Below are 25,805 nucleotides of genomic sequence, written 5' to 3'. Positions count from 1 at the left end.
CTCCTTAAATCCGGTAATCGTAACCGGTTGGTGTCTCGTCCGGTTTGACGGTTTCCGGTGTTGTCTGATCTTTCGTGAAAGCATCGAAGCGGATACGAACGTCCTGATAACCGGTTGCTTGTAACGCTTCCGTCGTCCGTTCGAGGAACGGTGTTGCTAGACGCTCGAGGAGCGGGAAATCATTTTCGATCGTAATCTGCATCTTCCGGCTGACGGTCTCGACACGGACGCCGATGTCACCGAGACGTGGTGTCTCGAGCTGGACATACAACGTGTTGTTTTCCCAGTCGATCACTTCATCCGGTCGTTTGTTTTGTAAGTGGACGTGGAGTCCGGCGGTGCCTTCGACGAGCTGGACGGGCAGGGCGAGCAACAGTTGCTGCAACTGCTGGTTGCTGTCCGGTTTATTGACCTGCTGCTGTGTGTTCAGGAACGTTTGCAGTTTCGCCGCTTCCGGATTCGCTGCCGGTGTCGCGAGTTTCAATTCTGCCGTCTGCAACTGGAGCGTTTTCTGGACTGTCTCCTGTAAAACCCGTGGACTGTTTTGTCCCGGTTCGTAGGGAAACGGTCGTTGCGCGGTCGAAGCCGGCTGGCTTTGTTGCGGTACCGGCGTTTGTTGCGTGTTTGCAACAGCCGGCCGTAAGCTTGGATTCAGTTCCGGTAAGTAAGCTGTCCGGACATTCGCCGGGGAGTAGCGGAACGCTTCCAGTGTTTGGCGGACATCCTGGACGACGGCTTTGGCTTCCGCGCCGCGTCCGAGCAGGGCGAGTTCCGTTCCCCGTTCGAGTTTTGATAACAGTTGGATCAATTGTTTTTCATCACGCATGCTCGTATGTAACATTGCGTCCGTCTGCTGGAACGTTTGCCGCAGGCGATTTGCCGTACTTTCGATGACTTGGGCCATCTGGAGCGGACGCTCCTCGACAAGCGGTTCAATTTGCCGCAGTTGCGAGACGATCGTCCGTTGCTCACGCCGGAAGTCATTTGTCACTTCGGCGAGTCGGGGTGTCACTTCGGCAATGACCGTCAGATTCGACCGGACGGGTGCGGCGGGCGGACTAATTTTTTCTGCCGGCGCTACTTGCGCCTGGGCGATGACGGCCGTCAGTTGTTCGAGCTTGCTTGCTACCGGCCGTTCCGTTAGTGTGGGGCGTTCACTCGGAAAATAGGACCGCAGCTGCTCCCGGACCTCTGTCAACTCACCACGGTCGATCCGGGCGAGGATTTCCGGTTGAGCGTCGTGCGGGACATGCGTTGCGATCTGCCGGAGGGCAACCGGTGTTGCTTGATCGATATCGTGATGCGTCGGAAGCGTCGTACGGGCGACGTCGAGCGCGATGACGTTGCTGAGTGTCGGTTTCTCGATGACGGCCTGTCGTTCCGGTAAAACGTCGACCAATGCATCGGTTGAGCCGAGCAACTGGGCAATCAAGACATCGGCATCGGGCGGCAACGCACTGTCGGACGGGCGTGTCACGAGCTGGAGAACCAAGTCCTTGTAGGTCCCCTGCAGGGCAGCGACGAGGCGGGCAACCGTTTCCGGCGTCTGCGGCAGTTGACCGGTCGCAAGCAGTCGGGCAATGGCTTGTTTTAATTCCGGTGGGAGATCGTCGAGTAAGGTGGCATCGACACCAGACGAATCGGGTTTGGCAGGTCCGGTCACCGGGACATCGGCCTGCTCCGTCACCTGTTCGATCAGGTAACCTTCCGTCGTTTGGCCTTTGACCTGGAATTGGAACGTGCCTTCCGGGACATCTCCCGTGAAGGTCATCTCGACCTTTTCGCGACCGACTTGGACGAGGGCTGTATTCGGTCCTGTCTTTTCAAGGACGGTTCCGCTGTATGTTTTAGTCTCCGATAAGGTAGCCGCAGGGGCGGAACGGGTCGGACTTGTTGGATTCATCTGGATATTCATCGATGAACCTCCTTTCTTGAAAAATTCTTCATCTTATTATATATCGGCACAAACAAAAAAGGATTGAGCGAAATCATCGCCCAACCCATTTTTTTTAAGATTTAATTGCATTAAAGCGGTCCTCTAATGTCATCGCGTTTAATTGTTGGTAACGAGCCATCAGCTCGCCGGTTGCTTTCATTTGGTTGCGGACGATGTAAGGAGAGGCGTTTACGGGAAGGATCATGCCATTACGAGTTTTGAGTTTAGTCTGTCCGTCTTCCTCGATGACTTCGGACATGTGGCTCCAGGCGTACCACTCGCAATCATCACGTTTCGGTGATTTGGTAGGGAAAAAGACGAGACCGAGTGTCGGTTCGATGACGACAGGGACTTTTCCTTTCACGGAAGCGACACGTTTGGCTGTGACGATCCGTTCCTCAATGGAACTGTTGTACTGTCTGCAGGATAACTGCAGGAGTTGATACGGACGAAGCGGCGTCATGATTGTTGACCCGTCCTCTAAGACGATGATGGATTGTTTCATCATGTCATAGCACGGTAAAATCGCAACGGTCCGCTTCGTGATTCGATACTTTTCGTCATTATGGAATGGTCGCATTCGACTGCATCCTCCTTAGATAGGACAATGGATAAAATAGGTAATTACTAACGATATAATACAATACTACACCTGTAATGACAATGTAATTTTTTGAAAAAAAGAGTAATAAGTGCCTTTAATAGGTTTTATATGATATTGAATTCAAATTAATCAGAATTTTTAATTGTCAATAATTGTTTCTTTTGCTAGTATAGATGGTAGAGAGCTTGCTCTCGCTATCCAGTTTGCGAAGGGAATGTGAATTCGAATGGAACAAGGTAAAGTAAAATGGTTTAATGCTGAAAAAGGTTACGGCTTCATCGAGACATCGGATGCAAAAGACGTCTTCGTCCACTTCTCGGCAATTCAAGCAGAGGGCTACAAATCACTTGAAGAAGGCGAAGAAGTAGAATTCGAAATCGTCGATGGCGATCGTGGTCCGCAAGCAGCAAACGTCTCGAAACTGTAATCCCGTTAGCAGCCGCCACCGTTTTTAGGAATCTCCTAAAAGCGGTTTTTTTGTTTCATCTCAATTTGTTAAGGGTATATACGCTAATATCAACATGCAAAACTATTATAGTACGCTAAGGTTCAAGGTGGATGTTCAACAGAATGTCATCGTTTTCATTTCCTTGCATGGCTTATCGTGGTATAATAATTACGAACCAAAAGAATTTTGAATCTTCAGAAGGAAACGTCTGAAACGATGACGAATTCATAGGTTCAACCGGTTACTTAAGGAGGAGTTTACATGATCTACAACATTCGCGGTGAAAACTTGGACGTCACAGATGCTCTCAAGGATTACGTCGAGAAAAAGCTTGAAAAGTTAACTCGTTACTTCACAACTCCTACGGAAGCGCAGACGGCTTATGTTAATCTCAAAGTTAACAATGAGAAACAAAAAGTCGAAGTGACGATTCCAATGCCAAACCTCTTGTTACGGGCAGAGGATGTCAATGGCGACATGTACGCAGCCATCGACCTTGTCGTCGATAAGCTCGAACGTCAGATCCGGAAACATAAAACGAAGATCAACCGGAGAGGCCGTGCCAAAGAAGGCGGTATTGGGGAGTACTTCAAAACGCTCGAAGGACCGGAGGCAGAAGCACCTGTCTACGAAGAGGATGAAGCGGAACTCGAACTTGTTCGGACAAAACGTTTCACACTCAAACCGATGGATACGGAAGAAGCAATTCTTCAAATGGATATGCTCGGTCACACGTTCTTCGTCTTCTCGGACGCTGAAACGGGTAACACGAACGTTGTCTACCGTCGAAAAGATGGCCGTTACGGCTTGATTGAACCAGAATAATGAATCTACAGAGGACTTACTCCATGGAGTAAGTCCTCTTTTGGTATGATAAAAAACTATTCATGAATAGAAGTTGTCTCAGACTAAAGTTGGATTTCCCGTGACGCGGATGGTCCGCGTGTTGAAATTTGACGGCGTATTCGGTACACTGAATAAAGGAAAAATCTCGGAATTCTGTTCGTTTAAAGAATCGTTCGAAGTAAGGGGACTGTAAGGCATGGCTAATTTTCTAAAAGAGTTATTCGCACCGACGAAACGTGTTCTGAAAAAAGCAGAAAAAGCGGCGGATGCCGTGGAATCATTTGAGGCACAAGTCGCTGCCTTATCGGATCAAGAATTAGAAGGAAAAGCGGTCGAATTCCGGACTCGTCTTGAGAACGGGGAAGACCTCGATGATATTTTACCGGAAGCTTTTGCGGTCTGTCGCGAAGTTTCAACGCGTGTCCTCGGGATGCGTCATTACCGTGTCCAGCTGATCGGCGGATACGTCCTGCACAACGGCGATATCGCTGAAATGAAGACCGGGGAAGGGAAAACGCTTGTTGCGACACTTCCTGTCTATTTGAATGCCCTCGCCGGAAACGGCGTCCACGTCATCACCGTCAATGAATATTTGGCGAAACGTGACCGGGACATCATGGAACCACTTTACGCAGCACTCGGTTTATCAGTCGGTCTGAACTTGTCGAGCATGTCGCGCCAGGAAAAACAAGCGGCTTACAACTGTGACATCACATACGGAACGAACAATGAGTTCGGATTCGATTACCTGCGTGACAACATGGTCCTCTATAAAGAAGACCGCGTGCAGCGTCCGCTGTCCTTCGCTGTCGTCGATGAAGTCGACTCGATTCTTGTCGATGAAGCGCGGACACCGCTGATCATTTCCGGTTCTGCCGAAAAATCGACAGCGCTCTATTCGCAGGCGGATACGTTCGCGAAGATGATGAAAGCAGACGAAGACTATACCGTCGACATCAAAACGAAAAGTGTTTTACTGACGGAACAGGGAATCGACCGTGCTGAAAAATATTTCGGCATCGATAACCTGTTTGCGCTCGACCACATCGCGTTGAACCATCACTTGAGTCTTGCGCTACGTGCGAACTCCGTCATGCACCGGGACGTTGATTACATGGTTCGTGAAGACGAAGTCATGATCATTGACCAGTTCACGGGACGTGTCATGGAAGGCCGCCGTTATTCGGAAGGTCTGCACCAGGCGATTGAAGCGAAGGAAGGCGTCGAGATTCAACGTGAATCGATGACACTTGCGACGATCACGTACCAAAACTTCTTCCGGATGTACACGAAGCTTGCCGGAATGACCGGGACAGCAAAAACCGAGGAAGAAGAGTTCCGTAACATCTATAACATGCATGTCGTTCCGGTTCCGACGAACAAACCAATCGTCCGGGACGATCAGCCGGACTTGATCTTCAAGACGATGAACGGGAAATTTGCGGCAGTCGCGGACGAAATCGAACGTGCCCACCGCGAAGGACAACCGGTCCTTGTCGGTACGGTAGCGGTCGAGACGTCTGAACTCCTCAGCAGCATCCTCAAGAAACGCGGCATCCGCCACGAAGTCTTGAATGCGAAAAACCATGCACGGGAAGCGGAAATCGTTGAAAATGCGGGACAACCGAACTCGGTAACGATCGCAACGAACATGGCCGGTCGTGGTACCGACATCAAGCTTGGACAAGGGGTCATCGAAAAAGGCGGTCTTTATATCCTCGGGACAGAACGTCACGAATCACGCCGGATTGATAACCAGCTTCGTGGTCGTGCCGGACGTCAAGGAGATCCGGGGGCATCACAGTTCTATCTGTCACTCGAAGATGAATTGATGCGCCGTTTCGGATCAGATTCCCTGCAATCGATGATGGACCGTCTCGGAATGGACGATTCCCAACCCATCGAAAGCCGGATGGTCTCACGGGCCGTTGAATCGGCACAAAAACGGGTCGAAGGAAATAACTTTGATGCCCGGAAACAAGTTCTCGGATATGATAACGTCATGGCGGACCAACGGAAAGTCATGTACGCGGACCGGGCAGCCATTCTTGATGCCCAGTCGGTTTCAAACATCGTCCGTCCGATGATCGAACAGACGATTGAAGCGGGTGTCCATCAGTACACGCCAATCGAGTTCGTGCCGGAAGAGTGGAGCATCGGTGCGTTAGCAGAGTGGGCGAACCAGACACTTGCGCTCGAAGAAAAAGTGTCGGAACAGGATCTGTTCGGCAAGGAACGCGAAGAAATCATCGAACTGTTAAAAGAACGGACTTTCGCCCATTACGAGCACAAACGCTCGGAAGTACCGGCAGAAGCGTTTGACGAGTTTGAGAAAGTCATCGTTCTCCGCGCTGTCGATCAGCACTGGATGAACCATATCGATCAGATGGATCAATTGCGTGAAGGGATTCATTTACGTGCCTACGGTCAAAACGATCCACTTCGTGAGTATCAATCGGAAGGTTCGATGATGTTTGATACGATGAACGCAGCGATTGCGGAAGAAGTGACACAGTTCGTTCTCCGGGCGGATCTTGATCCGAACTTGAAACGCGAAAAAGTCGTCAAAGACGAAGTCGCCGTTTCCGGTAAAGAGGACAAGGTCGTCAAAAAAGCACCGGTCCGTAAAAATCCAAATGAACAAATCGGACGTAACGACCCATGTTGGTGCGGATCCGGTAAAAAATATAAGAACTGTCACGGCCGTCAGGCATAAGTGACGAAGCGGCTGAGAGAGGCGGGAGATTCCTGCCTCTTTTGACGGAAAGAGAAGGTGGAACACAATGGAATTAGCAGAAATACGCAATACCGCCGAGTGGATGGAAAAGAAACTCGATGAATACAAGGCATCACTCGATCTCGAGAACAAAATCTCACGCATCGAGGAGCTTGAAAATGAGATGACATACCCGGACTTTTGGAACAATCAGGAGTCGGCGCAAAAAGTCATCGACGAATCAAACGGTCTGAAGGCAATGGTCGATAAATACCAGCACCTCGCAGACGGTCACGAAAACATCGTCCTGACGTACGAATTGATTAAAGAAGAGCCGGACGTCGAATTGCAGGAAGAACTGGAGTCGGAACTCGGCGATATCAAACGGAAGTTTGACGAGTTCGAATTGCAAATCCTGTTGAACGGCGAATACGATGCCAACAACGCGATTCTCGAATTACACCCGGGAGCCGGCGGAACCGAGTCGCAGGACTGGGCATCGATGTTACTCCGGATGTACCAGCGTTTTTGCGACAAGCAGGGCTGGAAAGTCGAAACGATGGACTATCAGCCGGGTGACGAAGCCGGTGTCAAATCGGTCACGCTCCGTATTCAAGGGCACAATGCCTATGGGTATTTGAAAGCGGAAAAAGGGATTCACCGTCTTGTCCGGATTTCACCGTTTGATTCGTCAGGCCGTCGCCATACGTCGTTCGTGTCGTGTGACGTCATGCCGGAATTCAACGATGACATCGATATCGATATCCGCACGGAAGATTTACGTGTCGATACGTACCGGGCATCCGGTGCCGGTGGACAGCACATCAATACGACGGACTCTGCCGTTCGGATCACACATATCCCGACAGGCGTCGTCGTGTCATGTCAGCAGGAACGGTCGCAAATCAAGAACCGTGAAGCGGCAATGAAGATGTTGAAAGCAAAACTCTACCAACGTGAAATCGAAGAGAAGCAAAAGAAACTCGACGAAATCCGCGGTGAAAAATCAGACATCGCGTGGGGCAGCCAGATTCGTTCGTACGTCTTCCACCCATACAGCATGGTCAAGGATCACCGGACGAACTACGAAGTCGGGAATACGCAAGGGGCAATGGATGGAGACATCATGGGCTTCATCGATGCGTACCTGCGCTTAATGAATATGTAAGTTTATATCCCGTCGGCCTTTGTGTCGGCGGTTTTTTTCTACTAATCGATTCAGGAGGCGAAACAGATGCAGATTCGTACAGAAATATTCAAAGACGCGGCCGGAATCCGGCTTGTCCATCAAGCCGCGTTTGGTCAGCGGACGGAAGCCGATCTTGTCGAAGCGTTACGGGAAGACGAGGCGTCACTCCCGCACTACAGCCGCGTCGCCGTCACGGACAAGGGAGAGATTGTCGGACATGTCTTACTGAGCCGGATTTACATCGAAGACATCCCGTCGCTCGCACTTGCGCCGGTCGGTGTCAAACCACACTGGCAACGGAAAGGTATCGGGTCGGAACTGATCCGTCAAGTGATTGAAGATGCCCGGGAAGCCGGTGAATCGCATATCGTCGTCCTCGGTCATGACAGTTATTATCCACAGTTCGGGTTCGAGCGGGCCGTCGATTACGGTATCGAAGCGCCATTCCCGGTACCGACGGACGTCTTTCTCGTCATGCCGCTCGAGCGGCAGGCGTTAAAAGGGATTCGTGGTGTCGTCCGGTACTCGAAACCCTTTAGTGCGGTATAAGAGAACCACTGCGAGTTGCTCAGCCCTTCTAGTCGCTCCTCTGTTTTTCCGCTAAAATGAAAAACGGGTTGTAGAACTTATATAAGGGGAAATGTAACGTTATGACATCAACACGTCAGGAAGTCGTTCGCGACTATATTTATTTATTACTCGGTTCTGTGTTCGTCGCCAGTGCCTTCAGTTTATTTTTGGCACCGAACCAGTTGGCCTCCGGAGGCGTCAGCGGTCTGTCGATCGTTTTAAACGATCTGTTCGGGATTTCACCGGGCTTGTTTCAATTGATTGCCAACATTGTCCTGCTCGCAATCGGCTGGATGATTCTCGGGATGGGATTTGGCGTCAAATCACTGGTCGGCTCGATCTTTTTACCGGTCGTCATCCTGGTTTATGAACGGTTTGACGTACCGGCAGCGACGATGAATCCGATGCTTGCTGCCATCTTCGGCGGAGCCGGTGTCGGAATCGGTCTCGGTCTGATTTTTAAAGCCCGCGCCTCGACCGGCGGGATGGACTTGATTGCCCAGATTCTGCACCGCTTCACGAAAATTCCGCTCCATTTCTGCATCGCCATGCTCGACGGAACGATCGTCATCAGTGCTGCGATCATCTTCTCGCTTGAAATCGGCTTGTATGCCCTCGTCGCCTTGTTCATTACGATCAAGATGATTGATGTTGTGCAACTCGGTATCACGAATGACAAACTGGCGTATATCATCTCGGATCAACGGGAAGCGCTTGTCAAAGAGATTTTCCAAACGCTTGACCGGGGAGCGACGGAAATCGAAGCCGCCGGTGCCTTCACACGGACACGCAAACCGATGTTGATGGTCGTCGTCCGGCAGGGGGAAATCACGACGTTAAAGGAAATCGTCAAGCACATCGATCCGACAGCCTTTTTGGTCGTCAGTGAAGCCCATGAAGTGCTGGGACTTGGTTTTTCAGATGATAAACGGTACCGGAATGTGCCGTAATCGTTTATTATTCGTGAAGTTTTTGTGAAATCACGCTTAAAAAGTAGCGATAACGGTTATACTCTAATAACAAACGACGTTATTTGGTACTTACTAAGGGGGATATACGGATGAAACTGAAAAACCTTTTACTCGCAGCCGGACTCGGCGCGACGCTTGTACTCGGTGCATGTGGCAGTGACGATTCAAGTTCGTCGGATACATCAAAAGACGAATCGACGATGAGCGATGATTCGTCAAAAACAGAAACAGCGGTTGACGCTGAAAAAATCTTCGCCAACAACTGTGCCTCGTGTCACGGGAATAATCTCGAGGGAAATGTCGGACCGAACTTGACGAAAGTCGGAGCGAAATATTCTTCGGAAGAAATTCAGGAAATCATCAAAAACGGTAAAGGGCAAATGCCGGCCGGTATCCTGAAAGACGATAAAGAAATCGTCGCCGTTGCGGATTGGTTAGCTGACAAAAAATAATTATGTGATAGTATGGGGCTAGAGATGACGAACATGACAAATGTTCGCTGTCCGGCTCCCTTTTTTTATGTAAATCAGCCGGAAATGACATTTGATTGTAATGTGCTTAAAAATTGTTGCCTGTTATAATGGGGTTCGGTAGGCGTTAAGACCTATCTGATCACCATCAGTAATCAAGTAAGGATGTGAAGCAAGTGATCAAGATGCAACAAGTCAGCAAAATTTATCCGAACGGTGTCACGGCACTTCGTGAAGTCAATTTGACGATCAACCAAGGTGAATTCGTCTACATCGTTGGTCCATCCGGAGCCGGGAAATCGACATTCATGAAAATGATGTATCGCGAAGAACGTCCGACAAGCGGTTCGTTTTTATTTAAAGGAATTGAAGTAGGTAAGTTGAAAAACCGCCAAATCCCCGAACTTCGTCGCCAAATCGGCGTCATCTTCCAAGACTTTAAACTACTCCCGTCCTTGACGGTTTATGAAAACGTCGCGTTCGCCCTTGAAGTCGTCGGGGAAGACCGCTCGCAAATCCGTAAGAAAGTGCTTGAAGTACTCGATCTTGTGAAGCTGAAGCACAAGGAACGAAACTATCCAGATGAATTATCCGGTGGAGAACAACAACGGATCTCGATCGCGAGAGCCATTGTCAATCGTCCCTCACTTGTCATCGCCGATGAGCCGACAGGAAACCTCGACCCGGATACAGCATGGGAGATCATGGAAGTATTTGAAGAGATTTATCGCCGTGGGACAACGGTCGTAATGGCGACCCACAACCGAGATATCGTCAATAAGATGCGTCATCGCGTCCTCGCAATTGACGGTGGAAAAATCGTCCGAGACGAAGAGAAAGGAATGTACGGCTATGAAGTTTAATGGATTCCGTCATTTACGGGAAGGGGCAAAAGGTCTCGTCCGAAACGGCTGGATGACATTCGCTTCCGTCAGTGCCGTTACCGTGACCTTATTACTCGTCGGGATTTTTGCGATGGTCATGTTCAACGTCAACAAGATTTCCGATAACGTCGAAAAAGACGTCGAAATTCAAGTGTTCGTCGAACGAGAGTCCGATCAGGCAAAAATCGATGCAGTTGGAAAAAAACTAGAACAGATGCCGGGTGTTGAATCTGTTCGTTACAGCTCAAAAGAAGAAGAACTGGACCGCTTCAAGGAACAGCTTGGCGAAGGATCACAAGCCTACCAGTCGGTTGAGAAGGATAATCCGCTCCACGACCGGTATATCGTCAAGGCGACTTCACCAAATGAGACAGAAACTATTGCAAATACCGTCAAAAAAATGGAAAATATAGATAGTGTCGAATATGGCGAAGATTATGTTGAGAAGATGTTCAACTTCCTTGAAGGGGTTCGGATCGGCGGAATCATCCTGATTGTCGGTTTGACATTCATGGCGATGTTCCTCATTTCGAATACGATCAAGGTCACGATTTTCTCACGTCGCCGTGAGATTGAAATCATGCGACTCGTTGGTGCAAAAAACGGCTTCATTCGTGCACCGTTCTTCATTGAAGGACTGTTGATGGGTGTCCTCGGGGCCTTAATCCCGATTGCCGTCGTCTACTTCGGATACGAAGTGACGTACAATGCGTTGCAACCACAGCTCGTATCATTGAATGCCTCGATCTTCACCTTGATTCCACCGGGTGAACTGTCGATTCAGGTTTCCGTCATCCTGCTGGCGCTCGGTGCCTTCATCGGTGTATGGGGATCAACGACGTCACTTGGCCGTTTCTTGAAGATTTAAATTCTGAAAATCAAATAAAAGATAGAGGAGAGATGCTTCTCATGAAGGTCCGATTCTGTTCTACCGTCCTAAGCTTGGCATTAATTGGTTCAAGTGTATCCGTTCAGGCAACGTCCAAGGAAGATTTGTTGAAGGAACAACAGGAGGTCGAGTCCCGTCTGCAAGAGACGGAACAATCGCAGAATCAGACATCGGAGAAGTTAGTCTTGACGAAACAGGAGCGCAAGGAAGCGAAAGTGCGTCTTGATGAAGTCAACAGCCGTCTGGAAGATTTAGCGAGTAAGATTGCGGATCAACAGGCGGCTGTTTCTGTTGCCAAAGAGGAACTGGCGATCGTCACCCGTGCCGTCGGTCAAACGGAATCCAAACTCCGGACACAGGAAAAATTGATCGGGGACCGGTTGCGGTCCGTCCAACGGGATGGGGATGTCAAATACATCGAAGTATTGCTCGATGCCAAGGATTTCGGGGATTTGATTTCACGTTTCAGTACTGTCAGCGAAATCATCAAGCAGGACGACGGTGTCCTGCAGACATACCAGGCGAACGTCAAACAGTTAACCGAACAACGGTCCGAGCAGGAACTCGTACTCGGACAATTAAAAAAAGAGCAGCGGAAGCTGTTGATTTTGCAGACCCGGATCATCGCGGAATCAGAAGTCAAACGGACGTTGGTTGTCCGGTTGAACAGTCAGGTCGAACAGTTACAACAGGAACAGTTCACGAAAGCGGAAGAAGCTGCAATCCTTGAAGACCAGCAACGTCTGATCAGCCGTCAGTTGGAAGAATTGCGGGCGGCCGAACTACGGGCGCAACAAGAAGCAAAAGAACGTGCCGAAGCGACGCAAAGAGCGGCCGCTGCCCGGGAAGCAGAGGCAGCAGCAGAAGCTGAGCGGCAGGCAGAACAGGAAGCAAAAGCAGAAAAAGAACAGCAAGAACAAAATCAACCAACGTCCCGTCCGCCGACGGCTTCGGAACCGGTGACGGAAACACCTTCTGCCCAACCGGAGACATCGGAACCGGGCACGATCGTAAAGCCTTTCCTATTGCCTGTCACCGGCTACGTCTCGTCCCCGTTCGGTCCCCGCAACAATCCGTTGACCGGAAAATCGGAACGGCATACCGGACTGGATCTCGTTAATGCTAAAGGAACCCCGATTAAAGCAGCGGCAGGGGGGATTGTCCTCCGCGCCGGAAGTGCGACCGGCTATGGAAATGTCGTCATGATTACACACCTGATTGACGGAAAGGTCTGGACGACTGTTTACGGCCATCTCGATTCGGTTTCGGTCAAGGCGGGACAAACAGTCATGCCGGGGGATATCGTCGGCAAACTCGGTTCAACCGGCTGGTCGACAGGACCGCATCTCCACTTTGAGATCCATCGCGGCGAGTGGGCTGTCGGGCAACCAAATGCGGTTGATCCGGCACCGTACATCTTATAACTTCAACGAGCGACTGACGAAAAGATAGGGTAACCTATCTTTTTTTGCTATACTGAAAAAAATAGCAGGTTTACACCAGAAACGAGGAATTACGCGTGAAAAAATCGACAACGGCCGTCATAGCGGTCAGTACGTTTGGTTTGGGTCTTGGAGCAGGGGCTGTCGGGATGTTAGCGGCAGGTGGAACGGATTCAGTGGCGACGAGTTCTTCGTCTAACGCAACGGGAGATTGGAAAAAGATTGATCAGGTCAGATAGATGATTTCCCAAAATTATCTCGAGGACGTGACGGATCAGGAGTTGCTCGAAGGGGCACTGACGGGAATGACGGAAGTCCTCGAAGATCCCTATTCCGTCTATATGGACGAATCGGAAACGGCATCGTTCAACACGAATTTGTCGTCTTCATTCGAAGGCATCGGTGCGACGCTCGAACAAAAAGGCGAATCGATTGTCATCGTCTCACCGATCAAGGGATCGCCCGCTGAAAAAGCCGGTATCAAACCGGGGGATATTATTTTAGAAATCGACGGTAAATCAACAAAAGGACAGAAAACGGATCAAGCGGTCAAGAAAATCCGCGGCGAAAAAGGGACGAAAGTCGTCTTGACGATTCAACGCGGCGGACAGGATCCGATGAAGATTTCGATCGTCCGCGATACGATTCCGATTGAAACCGTCTATTCGAAGACGGAAAAAGTTAATGGCAAGACGATTGGTGTCCTGCAGGTGACACAATTCTCGGATCCGACGGCAAAAGAGTTCGAGGAACAACTCGCAGCGCTCGAGGAGAAAAACATTGATGGACTTGTCATCGATGTCAGGGGAAATCCGGGCGGCCTGCTGACGGCCGTCTCGCAAATGATTGCGCCGTTCATTCCGAAAGAGACACCGATTTTCCAGGTAGAGGACAACAAAGGGGAGCGGACGCAGGAATTCGGGAAAGCGGACGAGAAGAAACCTTATAAGCTTGTTGTCCTCGAAGACAGCGGATCGGCCTCAGCTTCGGAAATTCTGGCTGCCGGTCTCAAAGAAGGCGCCGGTGCGGAAGTGGTCGGAACGAAGTCATTCGGGAAAGGAATCGTCCAAAGTGCCTATGATTTAAAAGACGGCAGTGATTTGAAGCTGACGACGAACAAATGGCTGACTCCGGACGGAAACTGGATTCATAAAAAAGGGGTCAAGCCGACGGTCGAAGTCAAGCAGCCAGATTACTTTAATGTGACGAAGATTCTAACCGATGACAAGACACTTGCGACTGGGGATTACGGCAAAGCCGTCGAAAACGCGCACCTGGTCCTCGAAGCAATCGGCTTCGATCCAAAAGGGCAGGACGGTTACTATGGCGATACGATGAAGCAGGCCGTCGAGCGTCTTCAAAAAGAAGCGAAACTCGAAGTGACCGGTAAAATCGATCAAGTGACGGCGTCCGAAATGGAAACCCGTCTCCTGAAGAAACTGGAAGATGAAAAAAATGATGTTCAGCGCATCAAAGCGCTGGACGTCGCGGCACAATAACTCACAGAAAGAGGTCTGAATGAGCGTGGAATTACTCGATGGATTCGGTTGGACAGTGATTAGTCTCTTCGCTAGTCCAATCTTGTGGTTAGCAATTCTAGTCAGTTTTTTACTCAGTATGCGACGTATCAAACGCGAACGGAATCTGTTCCGGTCACGCACGCGTAGCAAGCGGACCGATGTCTTCGAAACGCTTATTCCAGGCTTCGTCGTTGGTCTTGTCTTATCCGTCATCAGTGTAAGTCTGACATTGACGGTCTCGTCAGAGTTTCTGATCGCCTTCATGGTGTTGACGTTTTTGATTTTGTTGACGGGTATCATCCGATTCAATTTACCGCTCGGACCGCTTGTCATCCTGGCAGGTCTCACCTGGTTCATGACGAGTGACCGGATTGACGGTCTCCGTGATGTCAGCGTCAGCGATTGGATGCTGCTTGCGGCCCTGTCGTTAGGCGCCGAATTGCTGTTGCTGATCTGGCGGGGGAAAAAGAATTTATCGCCTTCGCTCGTCTTATCGAAACGGGGACGTTACATCGGCGGGTTGTCGTCCAACAAACTGTGGCTGATTCCGCTCATCGTCTTCGTGCCGGGAAGCAGTTTCGAAGCATTGATCCCGCAATGGTCGTTTCCGGAGTTCGTTCCGATTGTCTTGTTCCTGCCGATCGGCTTCAGTTTCCTCTTTACCGGCCAGTTGCCGGACCAGCTGATCCGTCCCCTGATCCAAGGGCGGCTGATTACGTTCTTGTTGTCCGTCGTGCTCGCAGTAGGCGCATTCCTGACCGGACAGGACATCTGGTTGTACGGGTTGCCGGCCCTGCTCATTATTCACCTGATTCTGCATCAGCGGACGAAACGACTTAACCGGTCCCAGACCCCGTTGTTCCTGAACGGTAAACGTGGCGTCGTCATTCTCGGCACATTACCGGAGAAACCGGCTTCCGAGATGGGGCTTGTTCCGGGTGAAGCAATCTATAAAGTCAACGGGGAGTTCGTCGAGTCGGAGAAATCATTTTATGAAGCGATTCAAAAACATAAACCGTACCTGCGTCTCGAAGTCATGAACCATAACGGAGACGTCCGGTTCGCACAGCGGGCCTTTTATGAACAGGATCATCACGATCTCGGGATTTTGTTCGTCAGTGAGCCCGGTAATAAACGGACGAAAATCCGGACGCTTCAGTGATTCAAAATCAAAATCCAGCTCAAAAAACAGTTCAGCCTACGGGCTGGACTTTTTCTTTTGGCGAAAAACGGGTAACTTCTAAGAGGAGCACTTCAAAGTCGAATGTTTGTTCGTAAAGTGGTACAATAAAAATAGATTTTGTGAACTGGATGAGGGGGAAGAATACGATGGATTTTGAGTTAGTATCACCATTTGAACCAGGTGGCGATCAGCCGGAAGCGATTAAAAAATTGATTGCAGGCGTCAAGAAAGGTGAACGCCATCAGACGTTGCTCGGCGCGACAGGGACAGGGAAAACCTTTACCGTCTCGAACGTCATCAAAGAGATTAAGAAGCCGACGCTGGTCTTGGCACACAATAAGACGCTTGCCGGTCAGCTGTATTCGGAGTTCAAAGAGTTCTTCCCAAATAACGCGGTCGAATATTTCGTCAGCTTTTATGATTACTACCAACCGGAAGCCTATGTGCCGTCGACGGATACGTTCATCGAAAAAGATTCATCGATCAACGATGAGATTGACAAGCTGCGTCACTCGGCGACATCTTCCTTGTTCGAACGGGAAGACGTCCTGATTGTCGCGTCGGTGTCGTGTATCTATGGTCTCGGTAATCCGGAAGAGTACAACAACCACGTGCTGTCGTTGCGTGTCGGAAACGAGATGGGACGAAACGAGATGTTGCGTCGTCTGATCGACATTCAATATGAACGAAATGATATCGACTTCCAGCGCGGGCGGTTCCGTGTTCGGGGTGATGTTGTTGAAATCTTCCCGGCGTCCCGCGATGAACAGTGTGTCCGGATCGAATTTTTCGGAGATGAGATTGAACGGATTCGTGATATGGATCCATTGACAGGGGAAATCATTGCCGACCGGGAACACATTTCGATTTTCCCGGCATCCCACTTCGTGACGGGGGATACCCGTCTGCAAAAAGCGATTACGAACATTGAGGCTGAGCTCGAAACGCAACTCGCGAAGATGCGTGAAGACGGCATGTTGCTTGAAGCCCAGCGTCTCGAACAACGGACGAACTACGATCTCGAGATGATGCGTGAAATGGGCTACTGTTCCGGGATTGAAAACTATTCCCGTCACTTGAACTTAATGCCACCGGGCTCGACACCGTATACGCTGATCGACTATTTCCCGAAAGACTTCTTACTCGTTGCCGATGAGTCGCACGTTACATTGCCGCAAATCCGCGGTATGTATAACGGGGACCAGGCGCGGAAACAAGTCCTCGTCGATCACGGTTTCCGTCTGCCGTCGGCGAAGGATAACCGACCTCTCCGGTTCGAGGAGTTCGAAGAGAAGGTCAGCCAAGCGATCTATATCTCGGCGACACCGGGTCCTTACGAAATCGAACATACAAAAGAGATGGTCGAACAGATCATCCGGCCGACCGGACTGGTCGACCCGACGATCGAGATTCATCCGATCACGGGACAAATCGACTACTTGATGGATAACATCCGTGAGCGTGTCGCGAAAAATGAACGGGTTCTCGTGACGACGCTGACGAAAAAAATGTCGGAAGACTTGACGGACTACCTGAAAGAACATGGCGTCAAGGTCAACTATATGCACTCGGAAATCAAGACCCTCGAACGGATTGAAATCATCCGCGATCTGCGGCTCGGCAAATACGATGTCCTTGTCGGGATTAACCTGTTGCGGGAAGGACTTGATATTCCGGAAGTCTCGCTCGTAACGATTCTCGATGCCGATAAAGAAGGATTCCTGCGGTCGGAACGGTCGCTGATTCAGACGATCGGCCGGGCCGCAAGGAACTCGGAGGGACACGTCATTCTCTTTGCCGATAAGATGACCGACTCGATGCAGCGGGCCATTGATGAAACGGAACGGCGGCGCAACATTCAGCTCGCCTTTAATAAAGAACACGGTATTACGCCGAAAACGATTCAAAAAGATGTCCGGGGTGTCATCAGTACGACGATTGAGAATGATGATACCGTCGAAAAACTCGAGAAGTTCAACAAATTGAAAAAACCGGAACGCGAAACATTGCTCGAACAACTCGATCAAGAGATGCGTCAAGCGGCGAAAGATATGCAGTTTGAACGGGCAGCAGAATTGCGTGACCTTATCTTAGAATTGAAAGCAGGTGCCTAAGTTGGCAGAAAAAAAGAACAAGATCATCATCAAGGGCGCTCGCGTCAATAACTTACAAAACATCGATGTTGAAATCCCGCGCGATCAGCTCGTCGTTCTGACGGGCTTATCAGGATCGGGGAAATCATCGCTCGCGTTCGACACGATTTATGCGGAAGGACAACGGCGTTATGTCGAAAGTCTGTCCGCTTACGCCCGTCAGTTTTTAGGTCAGATGGACAAACCGGATGTCGATGCGATTGAAGGACTTAGCCCGGCCATTTCAATCGACCAAAAGACGACGAGTAAAAACCCGCGTTCGACGGTCGGGACGGTCACGGAAATCTATGACTATCTCCGCCTGCTCTATGCACGGATCGGGAAACCAATCTGTCCGAATCACGGCATTGAAATTTCGAGCCAGACGATCAGTCAGATGGTCGACCAAGTGATGGAACTGCCGGAACGCAGCCGTCTGCAAATTCTCGCGCCGATCATTTCCGGACGAAAAGGCGCTCATGTCAAAGTCTTCGAAGATTTGAAAAAAGAAGGTTTCGTCCGCGTCCGTGTCGATGGAGAAACGATTGATTTGACGGATGACATCGAACTCGAGAAAAATAAAAAACACTCGATTGAAGTCGTCGTCGACCGGGTCGTTGTCCGTCCGGACGTCGAAGCCCGCCTCGCCGATTCTCTTGAGACGGCACTCCGTCTTGCCGACGGCCGCGTCATCGTAGATACGATGGATGGGAACGAACTGTTGTTCAGCGAACACCATGCCTGCCCGATCTGCGGCTTCTCCATCGGTGAACTTGAACCACGGATGTTCTCGTTCAACTCACCGTTTGGTGCCTGTACGTCATGCGACGGTCTCGGAACGAAACTGGAAGTTGATGTCGATCTCGTCGTGCCGCATCCGGATAAATCGCTCAACGAAGGGGCAATCATTGCCTGGGAACCGACCAGTTCACAGTATTATCCGCAGCTGTTGGCAGCGGTCTGCAGTCACTTCAACATCGATATGGATACGCCGTTCGAACAGTTGTCGGAAGAACACCACGATATTGTATTAAATGGTAGCAGTAAGGAAGAGATTCAGTTCCGCTATGAAAATGACTTCGGGATGGTCCGGAATACATCGTTATTTTTTGAAGGCGTCTTGAATAACCTGCAACGCCGCTTCAAAGAGACGTCATCGGACTACATCCGTGAACAGATGGAAGGGTATATGGCGAAAAAAGCTTGTCCGACGTGTAAAGGACACCGCTTGAAACGCGAATCACTTGCGGTCAAAGTGTCAGGGATCCACATCGGTGACGTAACGAAGATGTCCGTCAAACAAGCAGTCGTCTGGTTTGAAGAGTTACCAAGTAAATTATCAGAAAAGGATCAGACAATTTCACGGATGATCGTCCGCGAAATTCATGAACGATCGTCGTTCCTCGAAAACGTTGGTTTGGATTATCTGACGATCTCGCGTGCTGCCGGAACATTATCCGGTGGGGAAGCGCAACGGATTCGTCTTGCGACGCAAATCGGATCGCGTTTGACAGGCGTTCTCTACGTCCTCGATGAACCGTCAATCGGACTCCACCAACGCGATAACGACCGCCTGATCAATACATTGAAGACGATGCGCGATCTCGGGAATACGTTGATCGTCGTCGAACACGATGAAGATACGATGATGGCGGCGGATTACCTGATTGATATCGGACCGGGAGCCGGCGATCACGGCGGATTCGTCACGGCAGCGGGGCGTCCAGAAGAATTGATGCAGGATCCGAACTCGTTGACGGGACAATACCTCTCCGGCAAGAAGTTCATTCCGGTGCCGTCTGAACGGAAACAACCGGACGGTCGGGCCTTACAGATTCATAAAGCATCGGAAAACAATTTGAAAAACGTCGATGTCGACATTCCACTTGGTTTGTTCGTTGCCGTGACCGGAGTATCCGGTTCCGGAAAATCGACATTAATCAATGAGATTCTCTACAAGACGATTGCCCATGAGATGAACCGGGCGAAAGAAAAACCGGGGGCGCACAAAGGCATTTCCGGACTCGATCAAATCGATAAAGTCATCGATATCGACCAATCTCCGATCGGTCGGACACCGCGTTCGAATCCGGCAACCTACACCGGTGTCTTTGACGATATCCGTGATGTCTTTGCGTCGACGAATGAAGCAAAACTCCGCGGTTACAAAAAAGGCCGTTTCAGTTTCAATATCAAAGGCGGACGTTGTGAAGCCTGCCGCGGCGACGGAATCATCAAGATCGAAATGCACTTCCTGCCGGATGTTTACGTGCCGTGTGAAATCTGTCACGGGAAACGCTACAACCGGGAAACGCTGGAAGTGAAATATAAAGGCAAGACGATTGCTGATGTCCTTGAGATGACAGTCGAAGATGCGTTGGAATTCTTTGAAAAGATTCCGAAAATCAGCCGCAAACTGCAGACGATTGCCGACGTTGGTCTGACGTATATGCGTCTCGGACAACCGGCGACGGAACTGTCCGGCGGAGAAGCACAACGGGTCAAGCTGGCATCGGAACTGCATAAACGGTCGACCGGGAAAACGATTTATATTCTCGATGAACCGACGACAGGGCTGCACGTCCACGATATCGCCCGGTTGCTGAAAGTCTTGCAACGACTCGTCGACAACGGAGACACGGTGCTCGTCATCGAACACAACCTGGATGTCATCAAAACAGCCGACTATTTGATCGATCTCGGACCAGAGGGCGGAGACGGTGGCGGGAAGATTGTCGCGACCGGAACACCTGAAGAAATCGCAGCAGTCAAGGAATCCTATACAGGTCATTACCTCGCTCCTGTTCTTGAACGAGACGCTGCCCGAATCGAATCGTGAAACTTTTTTGATTCAGGAATCGTAAAAAGGGAAGTAAGGAAAGTAGAACGAAGTAAATAAGCAAGTCACATCGATTAACGTGTACCAGATCAGAGGAGGGAAATATTGATGAAGCAAGATATGCGCCAACTGATACTTGAACAGGTGAAAGAAGGAAAGCTGACGATTGACGAAGCGCTCGACAAACTCGAACGGCTTGAAGCAATCGATCAGAACCCGTCGTCGGCAAGTCAGCATAAATATGTGGATGAACCGGAACAATACGACCGGGTCGATCATTATACGGTCGATTCTTTGACAACAAAGGTCATGTCAGCTTTTGACGGCCTCGTCAACCGGATCAAAGAGAGTGACTTGTCACTCAACCAAACATCCGGACCGAACGTCACGTACGTCAAACAATTCCCGTTCAGTGGTGAGACGATTCATTTGGATTTATTTAATGCCAATGCCATCGTTGAGCCCGGTGACCTGGAAGAGTGTGAGTTGACCGTTACCGGTCGCCCGCTCCGTCAAGTTAACGAAGAACAGGCACTGGAGCAACTGCAAGCAGCACTTCAGCACTCTGTCTCTGCGAATACGTTATCGATTCGTTTAAAAGATAAACGTGTTCGGGCGACGGTTCATTTGAAGATTCCGCGCCGTCACTATGAATCATTGATATTGCAGACGTTAAACGGGGAAGTGACGTTATCGTCACTCGATGCGACGTCGGTGCAACTGATGACAGCAAACGGACGGATTCATGTCCGCGACCTGTTCAGTGAAGAAGTGAAGACATCAACAGCCAACGGTTCGATTGAAATCGAAGAATCGGAAATCAAGTCGTTAAAAGCGAAGACAGCCAATGGTCAAGTCATCGCAACCGGTGTATTTGAACGGTCTGAGCTGAAGACGGCGAACGGAAACGTCCGGTGTGAACTGAAGACGGTTCAGGATGCGAAGATTCAGGCCTCATCGCTTGCGGGAAGTATCGCCTTGATGTTACCGCATGGTGCGGAAGTCTACGGTGAACTGGAAACGAACTTTGGCGGATTGAACTGTAACCTGGATGAGATGGAATTGATCCGTGATCAAAAAGAAGTCGTCAACCGGAAACTCCACTTCCTGTCAGGTCGTGGACGGACGCCAAAAATTGAAGTCGCTGCCGATACGAAGACGGGTACGATTTCAGTCACACACGGTGTTCATTTGAGCCCTCAAACCCTATAAAGTGATCCCTGCCCCTGAATCAATCGGGAGGCAGGGATTTTTTTGCCGAAAAAAGACGACCCGCTATCAGAGGATAGGGAGTCGCCGAGTCAAAAAGTGATACTCATTAATAATCGTAATCCTGATCCATCATCGGATCGTCAAAATTCATGTTTTCGAAATTGTTCATGTCATAACCAAACGAGAGCAATGCGATGACACCGATGATGCCGAGGACAATCGAAAGAACGATCAATCCGATTCCCATCCAACTCTTCCGGCGTGAGCGGTTCCAATAGAAAATGATAGCCAGAATGTACGAGATAAATGAACCGCTGATAAAGATTCCGATAATCGAGATGATGAAGAACAGTAATGCTGTTTGATCCTGATTGCGCGAGTAAGCTTTCCACATGTCGATCAGTGCGATGATAAGGTAAACAAAGCCGACGATGGCAAGAATACCGAATAAAATCATGATGATGATGAAACCTATGCCACTGCCTGAAGCGTCCATCATAATATCCCTCCTTTTTATGTTATCTGTAATCCATTCCCAAGATCGTCCACTTCTAATCGAATTCCTTGATTTCCGTAAAAATATGGTACAATACTTCAAGTGAAAGGGGCTGATTGAGCGTGCAACCAAAAGTGCGAACAGCTGAAATCGTAAAGCAATTCAATTTAAAAATCGTCACCGGAGAAGAGGGCTTACACCGTCCGATTCTGACGGCTGATCTTTGTCGACCGGGTCTTGTCCTCGCCGGGTATTATGCCTATTATCCAGCAGAACGTCTCCAGATTCTCGGAAAAACGGAATTGACGTTTTTCAACAACTTGACGTATGAAGAACAGCTCGAACGGGCGAATGTTCTCTGTACGGATGAAACACCGGGAATTTTGATTACACGTGGTTTTGATGTGCCGGAAGCGATCGTCAAAGCAGCGGACGAAACGAACGTCCCGCTTTTGACGACGAAGGGACATACGACATCGGTCGAATCGCAAATCACGAACTTCCTCGAAGCGGAACTGGCACCAACGACCGCGATGCACGGCGTGCTCGTCGACATATACGGCGTCGGTGTCTTCATCAAAGGGGCAAGCGGCGTCGGGAAATCCGAGACAGCCCTTGAACTCGTCAAACGGGGACACCGTTTGGTCGCCGATGATTCGGTCGAGATTCGTCAGACCGGCGACGGGATTCTCGTCGGGACAGCTCCGAAATTGATTCAGCATCTGCTTGAAATCCGCGGAATCGGCATCATCGATGTGATGACGTTATTCGGTGCCGGTGCCGTTCGTTCGCACAAGAAAATCAGCCTCGTCTGTAATTTAGAAATTTGGGATCAGACGAAAGTCTACGATCGGGTAGGACTGGACCAGGAAACACTGCAAATCATCGATACGGAAATCCCGTTCTTGACGATTCCGGTTCGTCCCGGACGAAACTTAGCCGTCATCATCGAGGTAGCCGCGATGAACTACCGTCTGAAAAATATGGGTATCAATACAGCAGAAGAGTTTGCAGGTCGTCTTGCGCAAGCGATTGAAGATGGGAATGGTGGTCTTTGATGGGAACATTAGCGAGTGTCCAACCGACGTTTGATCGGGTAGCCATCGAACTGGGCCCGATTCCGATTTACTGGTACGGGATCGTCATCGCGCTTGGCGCTGTCGTCGGTCTGATGATTGCGATTTTTGAATCAAAACGGATCGGCTTTAACGAAGAGTATGCCGTCGACGTTGTCATCTGGTCGATTCCGATCAGTATCATCTGTGCCCGTATTTATTATGTCGCGTTTGAATGGGATTATTACGGTCAGAATCTTGATCAAATCATCAACATCCGCCAGGGCGGGATTGCGATTCATGGTGCGATCATCGGTGCGATTTTGACCGTGCTGATTTATACGCGCAAGAAAAACATCTCGTTTTGGCAAATTGCCGATATTTTGGCGCCGTCGCTGTTATTCGGACAAGCGGTCGGACGCTGGGGGAACTTCTTTAACCAGGAAGCCCACGGCGGAGAAACGACATGGACATTCCTGCAGGATACGTTGCACTTACCGGACTGGATCGTCAATCAGATGTACATCGACGGTGTCTATTACATTCCGACGTTCTTATATGAAAGTATTTGGAACATCATCGGTGTCATCTTATTGATCGTTTGGCGGATGAAGTTCAACCCGCGCCGCGGTTATGTGTTCCTCGGTTACCTGATCTGGTATTCGATTGGCCGTTTTTACATCGAGGGTTTACGTACGGACAGTTTGATGATGGGAGGCGGACTCCGGACCGCGCAAATCGTCTCGATTTGTTTGATTGTCTTTGGTCTGATCATGCTATTCGTCCGTAAAAATGCCGTTCGTTATTTGGACGGAACAAAACGGGAGGCGAAATGAACCGATGATTCAAACGATTCTATTTGATCTCGACGGGACGTTGATTGATACGAACCCGCTCATTCTAAAAAGTTTTGCCCACACGCTCGATTATTACTATCCGGACCGGACGTTTACGGAAGCGGAACTGCTTCCGTTCATCGGACCGACGCTTGAAAAGTCGTTTTCGGAAATGAATGCGGACCAGTGGAAAGAGATGGTCGCTTTTTACCGGAGTTACAACATCGCGATGCATGATGCGCTTGTCCTCGAGTATCCGGGTGTCCTCGACGGATTACGAAAATTGAAGGAACAAGGTTATAAATTAGCGATCGTCACGTCGAAGAGTCGCCGCGTCGCGTTAAAAGGAATCGAACTGTTTGGATTGACGCATCTGTTTGATGCCATCATCGCAGCAGATGATGTGACGGAAGAGAAACCGGCTGTCGAACCGTTTGAAAAGGCGATGGCGTTACTCGGTTCGACCCGGGAAGAAACGATCATGGTCGGCGATAATGATACGGACATCCACGGCGGGAAAAATGCCGGTCTGAAAACCGTTGCTGTCGGCTGGGCCATTAAAGGACGTGCGTATCTCGAAGCATTGCAGCCGGATTTAATCATTGATTCGATGGAACAGTTAAGTGACTGGATCGAGGCCGAAAATGCCACGGCGGACTGACCGGTATCACGTCGGGGCAACGAACCCGCTTTGGCATATGTACCGGACGGTGTCGTTCTTCAAAGTGATGTGGTGTTTTACGATTATCACGATCGGCCGGTTCTCACCGTCGCTTCGTTTCAAGAACAGCCTCTACCGGACGTGTTTACGGATGAAAATCGGTGACCGGACGGCACTCGCTCTGATGGTCATGCCGGATACGATGTTCCCGGAACGGATTACGATCGGCTCCAATACGATCATCGGATTTAATACGACGATTCTTTGTCACGAATACTTGACGACCGAATACCGGATCGGGAACGTGACGATCGGGAACGATGTGTTGATTGGCGCGAATGTGACGATTCTGCCCGGAGTGACGATCGGGGACGGTGCGATGGTCGGAGCAGGTTCCGTCGTCCACCGGGATATTCTGCCCGGCGAACGGGTCTCGAGTCAGCCGCTCCGCCGGCACGAAATGTGACAAAAATGTGAGAAGGAGGAGAGGACGAGATGAATCAAATCCGCTTTACGTATAAAACAGGAAAGTATTTCGGAAGATTATTTGCCGAACGTCCGCAAGGGTTGGTCGTCGAGGTATTGGCCGTCGAGAAACATCCGATTCAAGGTGATCTGCACAATCCGAATCAGGTCGATGTCCCGCTCTTCCATGTCCGTACTGCCTTACACCCGCACGAAAAAGTGACGGTCGCCCCCGGTGTCGTCTATGCCTATGAAGGTGAGATTCCGAGCTATGCCGAAAGCTTACGCCAGGCATATGACAAGGAAGTCGAACGTTTGAATGGACAAAACCCGGAGACGGATGCTTTCGTACAAAAATGCTTGGAGAATTACAAGGAACTGGAATCGATTTATGCGAAACGCTGGGGATAAACCCCGGCGTTTTTTTCTGTTGCAACGGTT

24 protein-coding genes are annotated in these 25,805 nt (G+C 50.0%); 21 read left to right on the top strand and 3 right to left on the bottom strand.

The window, feature by feature from the left end; all coding sequences use genetic code 11:
- Positions 1-4 precede the first annotated feature (4 nt).
- A complete protein-coding gene (locus HNY42_RS13925) occupies positions 5-1,915 on the bottom strand; it encodes a hypothetical protein (RefSeq protein WP_188004678.1) in 1,911 nt (636 codons plus the stop codon).
- A 94-nt stretch (positions 1,916-2,009) separates the two neighbouring features.
- Positions 2,010-2,516 (bottom strand): competence protein ComK, encoded by a 507-nt coding sequence (locus HNY42_RS13920; RefSeq protein ID WP_026827557.1) that lies wholly within the window; start codon positions 2,514-2,516, stop codon positions 2,010-2,012.
- Between the two features lie 250 nt (positions 2,517-2,766).
- Here HNY42_RS13920 and HNY42_RS13915 point away from each other — a divergent pair, with 250 nt between their 5' ends.
- From HNY42_RS13915 to HNY42_RS13845, 16 genes are all read left to right on the top strand, one after another.
- Entirely contained in the window at positions 2,767-2,967 is a 201-nt protein-coding gene (locus tag HNY42_RS13915) for a cold shock domain-containing protein (protein ID WP_026827558.1), read from the top strand.
- Positions 2,968-3,249: 282 nt separating this feature from the next.
- The gene (gene hpf / locus HNY42_RS13910) at positions 3,250-3,813 is read left to right on the top strand and encodes a ribosome hibernation-promoting factor, HPF/YfiA family (RefSeq protein ID WP_026827559.1); all 564 of its coding nucleotides are present in this window, start codon (positions 3,250-3,252) and stop codon (positions 3,811-3,813) included.
- Positions 3,814-4,030: 217 nt separating this feature from the next.
- On the top strand, positions 4,031-6,550 hold the full coding sequence (gene secA, locus HNY42_RS13905; RefSeq protein WP_114595099.1) for a preprotein translocase subunit SecA: 2,520 nt from the start codon (positions 4,031-4,033) through the stop codon (positions 6,548-6,550).
- Between the two features lie 67 nt (positions 6,551-6,617).
- Positions 6,618-7,718 (top strand): peptide chain release factor 2, encoded by a 1,101-nt coding sequence (prfB, locus tag HNY42_RS13900; RefSeq protein ID WP_131502206.1) that lies wholly within the window; start codon positions 6,618-6,620, stop codon positions 7,716-7,718.
- Between the two features lie 66 nt (positions 7,719-7,784).
- Entirely contained in the window at positions 7,785-8,288 is a 504-nt protein-coding gene (locus tag HNY42_RS13895) for a GNAT family N-acetyltransferase (RefSeq protein WP_114595101.1), read from the top strand.
- Positions 8,289-8,389: 101 nt separating this feature from the next.
- Complete coding sequence (locus tag HNY42_RS13890) at positions 8,390-9,259, top strand: YitT family protein (RefSeq protein WP_131502204.1); 870 nt, start codon at positions 8,390-8,392, stop codon at positions 9,257-9,259.
- 110 nt (positions 9,260-9,369) lie between these two features.
- Positions 9,370-9,732 (top strand): cytochrome c551, encoded by a 363-nt coding sequence (cccB, locus tag HNY42_RS13885; protein ID WP_188004677.1) that lies wholly within the window; start codon positions 9,370-9,372, stop codon positions 9,730-9,732.
- A gap of 194 nt (positions 9,733-9,926) precedes the next feature.
- Positions 9,927-10,613, top strand: coding sequence for a cell division ATP-binding protein FtsE (gene ftsE, locus HNY42_RS13880; protein ID WP_014971187.1), 687 nt, complete (start codon positions 9,927-9,929; stop codon positions 10,611-10,613).
- A complete protein-coding gene (ftsX, locus tag HNY42_RS13875; protein WP_012371286.1) occupies positions 10,603-11,502 on the top strand; it encodes a permease-like cell division protein FtsX in 900 nt (299 codons plus the stop codon). Before ftsE ends, ftsX begins: the two co-directional genes overlap by 11 nt.
- Positions 11,503-11,543: 41 nt before the next feature.
- Positions 11,544-12,947: a M23 family metallopeptidase gene (locus HNY42_RS13870; protein ID WP_188004676.1), complete on the top strand. Its 1,404-nt coding sequence runs from the start codon at positions 11,544-11,546 to the stop codon at positions 12,945-12,947.
- A gap of 95 nt (positions 12,948-13,042) precedes the next feature.
- On the top strand, positions 13,043-13,204 hold the full coding sequence (locus HNY42_RS16315; RefSeq protein ID WP_255508359.1) for a hypothetical protein: 162 nt from the start codon (positions 13,043-13,045) through the stop codon (positions 13,202-13,204).
- A complete protein-coding gene (locus tag HNY42_RS13865; protein ID WP_255508358.1) occupies positions 13,205-14,464 on the top strand; it encodes a S41 family peptidase in 1,260 nt (419 codons plus the stop codon). It begins immediately after the preceding gene.
- Between the two features lie 19 nt (positions 14,465-14,483).
- Positions 14,484-15,647, top strand: a complete 1,164-nt coding sequence (locus tag HNY42_RS13860; RefSeq protein WP_188004675.1) for a PDZ domain-containing protein — start codon at positions 14,484-14,486, stop codon at positions 15,645-15,647.
- Between the two features lie 167 nt (positions 15,648-15,814).
- Positions 15,815-17,782 (top strand): excinuclease ABC subunit UvrB, encoded by a 1,968-nt coding sequence (gene uvrB, locus HNY42_RS13855; RefSeq protein ID WP_370528945.1) that lies wholly within the window; start codon positions 15,815-15,817, stop codon positions 17,780-17,782.
- A 1-nt stretch (position 17,783) separates the two neighbouring features.
- On the top strand, positions 17,784-20,639 hold the full coding sequence (gene uvrA, locus HNY42_RS13850; RefSeq protein WP_188004674.1) for an excinuclease ABC subunit UvrA: 2,856 nt from the start codon (positions 17,784-17,786) through the stop codon (positions 20,637-20,639).
- A gap of 108 nt (positions 20,640-20,747) precedes the next feature.
- Positions 20,748-21,851, top strand: a complete 1,104-nt coding sequence (locus tag HNY42_RS13845; protein ID WP_131502198.1) for a DUF4097 family beta strand repeat-containing protein — start codon at positions 20,748-20,750, stop codon at positions 21,849-21,851.
- 106 nt (positions 21,852-21,957) lie between these two features.
- Here HNY42_RS13845 and HNY42_RS13840 read toward each other — a convergent pair whose 3' ends face one another.
- The gene (locus HNY42_RS13840) at positions 21,958-22,350 is read right to left on the bottom strand and encodes a hypothetical protein (protein WP_131502197.1); all 393 of its coding nucleotides are present in this window, start codon (positions 22,348-22,350) and stop codon (positions 21,958-21,960) included.
- 119 nt (positions 22,351-22,469) lie between these two features.
- On the opposite strand from HNY42_RS13840, the gene hprK reads away from it, so the two are divergent.
- The 5 genes from hprK to kapB are packed head-to-tail and all read left to right on the top strand — an operon-like array spanning position 22,470 to position 25,775.
- Positions 22,470-23,405, top strand: coding sequence for an HPr(Ser) kinase/phosphatase (gene hprK, locus HNY42_RS13835; RefSeq protein ID WP_188004673.1), 936 nt, complete (start codon positions 22,470-22,472; stop codon positions 23,403-23,405).
- Positions 23,405-24,238 (top strand): prolipoprotein diacylglyceryl transferase, encoded by an 834-nt coding sequence (lgt, locus tag HNY42_RS13830; RefSeq protein WP_131502196.1) that lies wholly within the window; start codon positions 23,405-23,407, stop codon positions 24,236-24,238. Before hprK ends, lgt begins: the two co-directional genes overlap by 1 nt.
- A 4-nt stretch (positions 24,239-24,242) precedes the next feature.
- Positions 24,243-24,899 (top strand): pyrophosphatase PpaX, encoded by a 657-nt coding sequence (gene ppaX, locus HNY42_RS13825; RefSeq protein WP_188004672.1) that lies wholly within the window; start codon positions 24,243-24,245, stop codon positions 24,897-24,899.
- Complete coding sequence (locus HNY42_RS13820; protein ID WP_188004671.1) at positions 24,883-25,365, top strand: acyltransferase; 483 nt, start codon at positions 24,883-24,885, stop codon at positions 25,363-25,365. The genes ppaX and HNY42_RS13820 overlap by 17 nt, the downstream gene beginning before the upstream one ends.
- A gap of 29 nt (positions 25,366-25,394) precedes the next feature.
- Complete coding sequence (kapB, locus tag HNY42_RS13815; RefSeq protein ID WP_131972313.1) at positions 25,395-25,775, top strand: sporulation phosphorelay system protein KapB; 381 nt, start codon at positions 25,395-25,397, stop codon at positions 25,773-25,775.
- Positions 25,776-25,805: the final 30 nt, after the last annotated feature.

Origin of the sequence: Exiguobacterium sp. Helios (assembly GCF_014524545.1) — a bacterium.
Taxonomy (GTDB): Bacteria; Bacillota; Bacilli; order Exiguobacteriales; family Exiguobacteriaceae; genus Exiguobacterium_A.
Note: the sequence above shows the minus strand (reverse complement) of the source record. Positions and strands in the feature narration are given on the sequence as shown.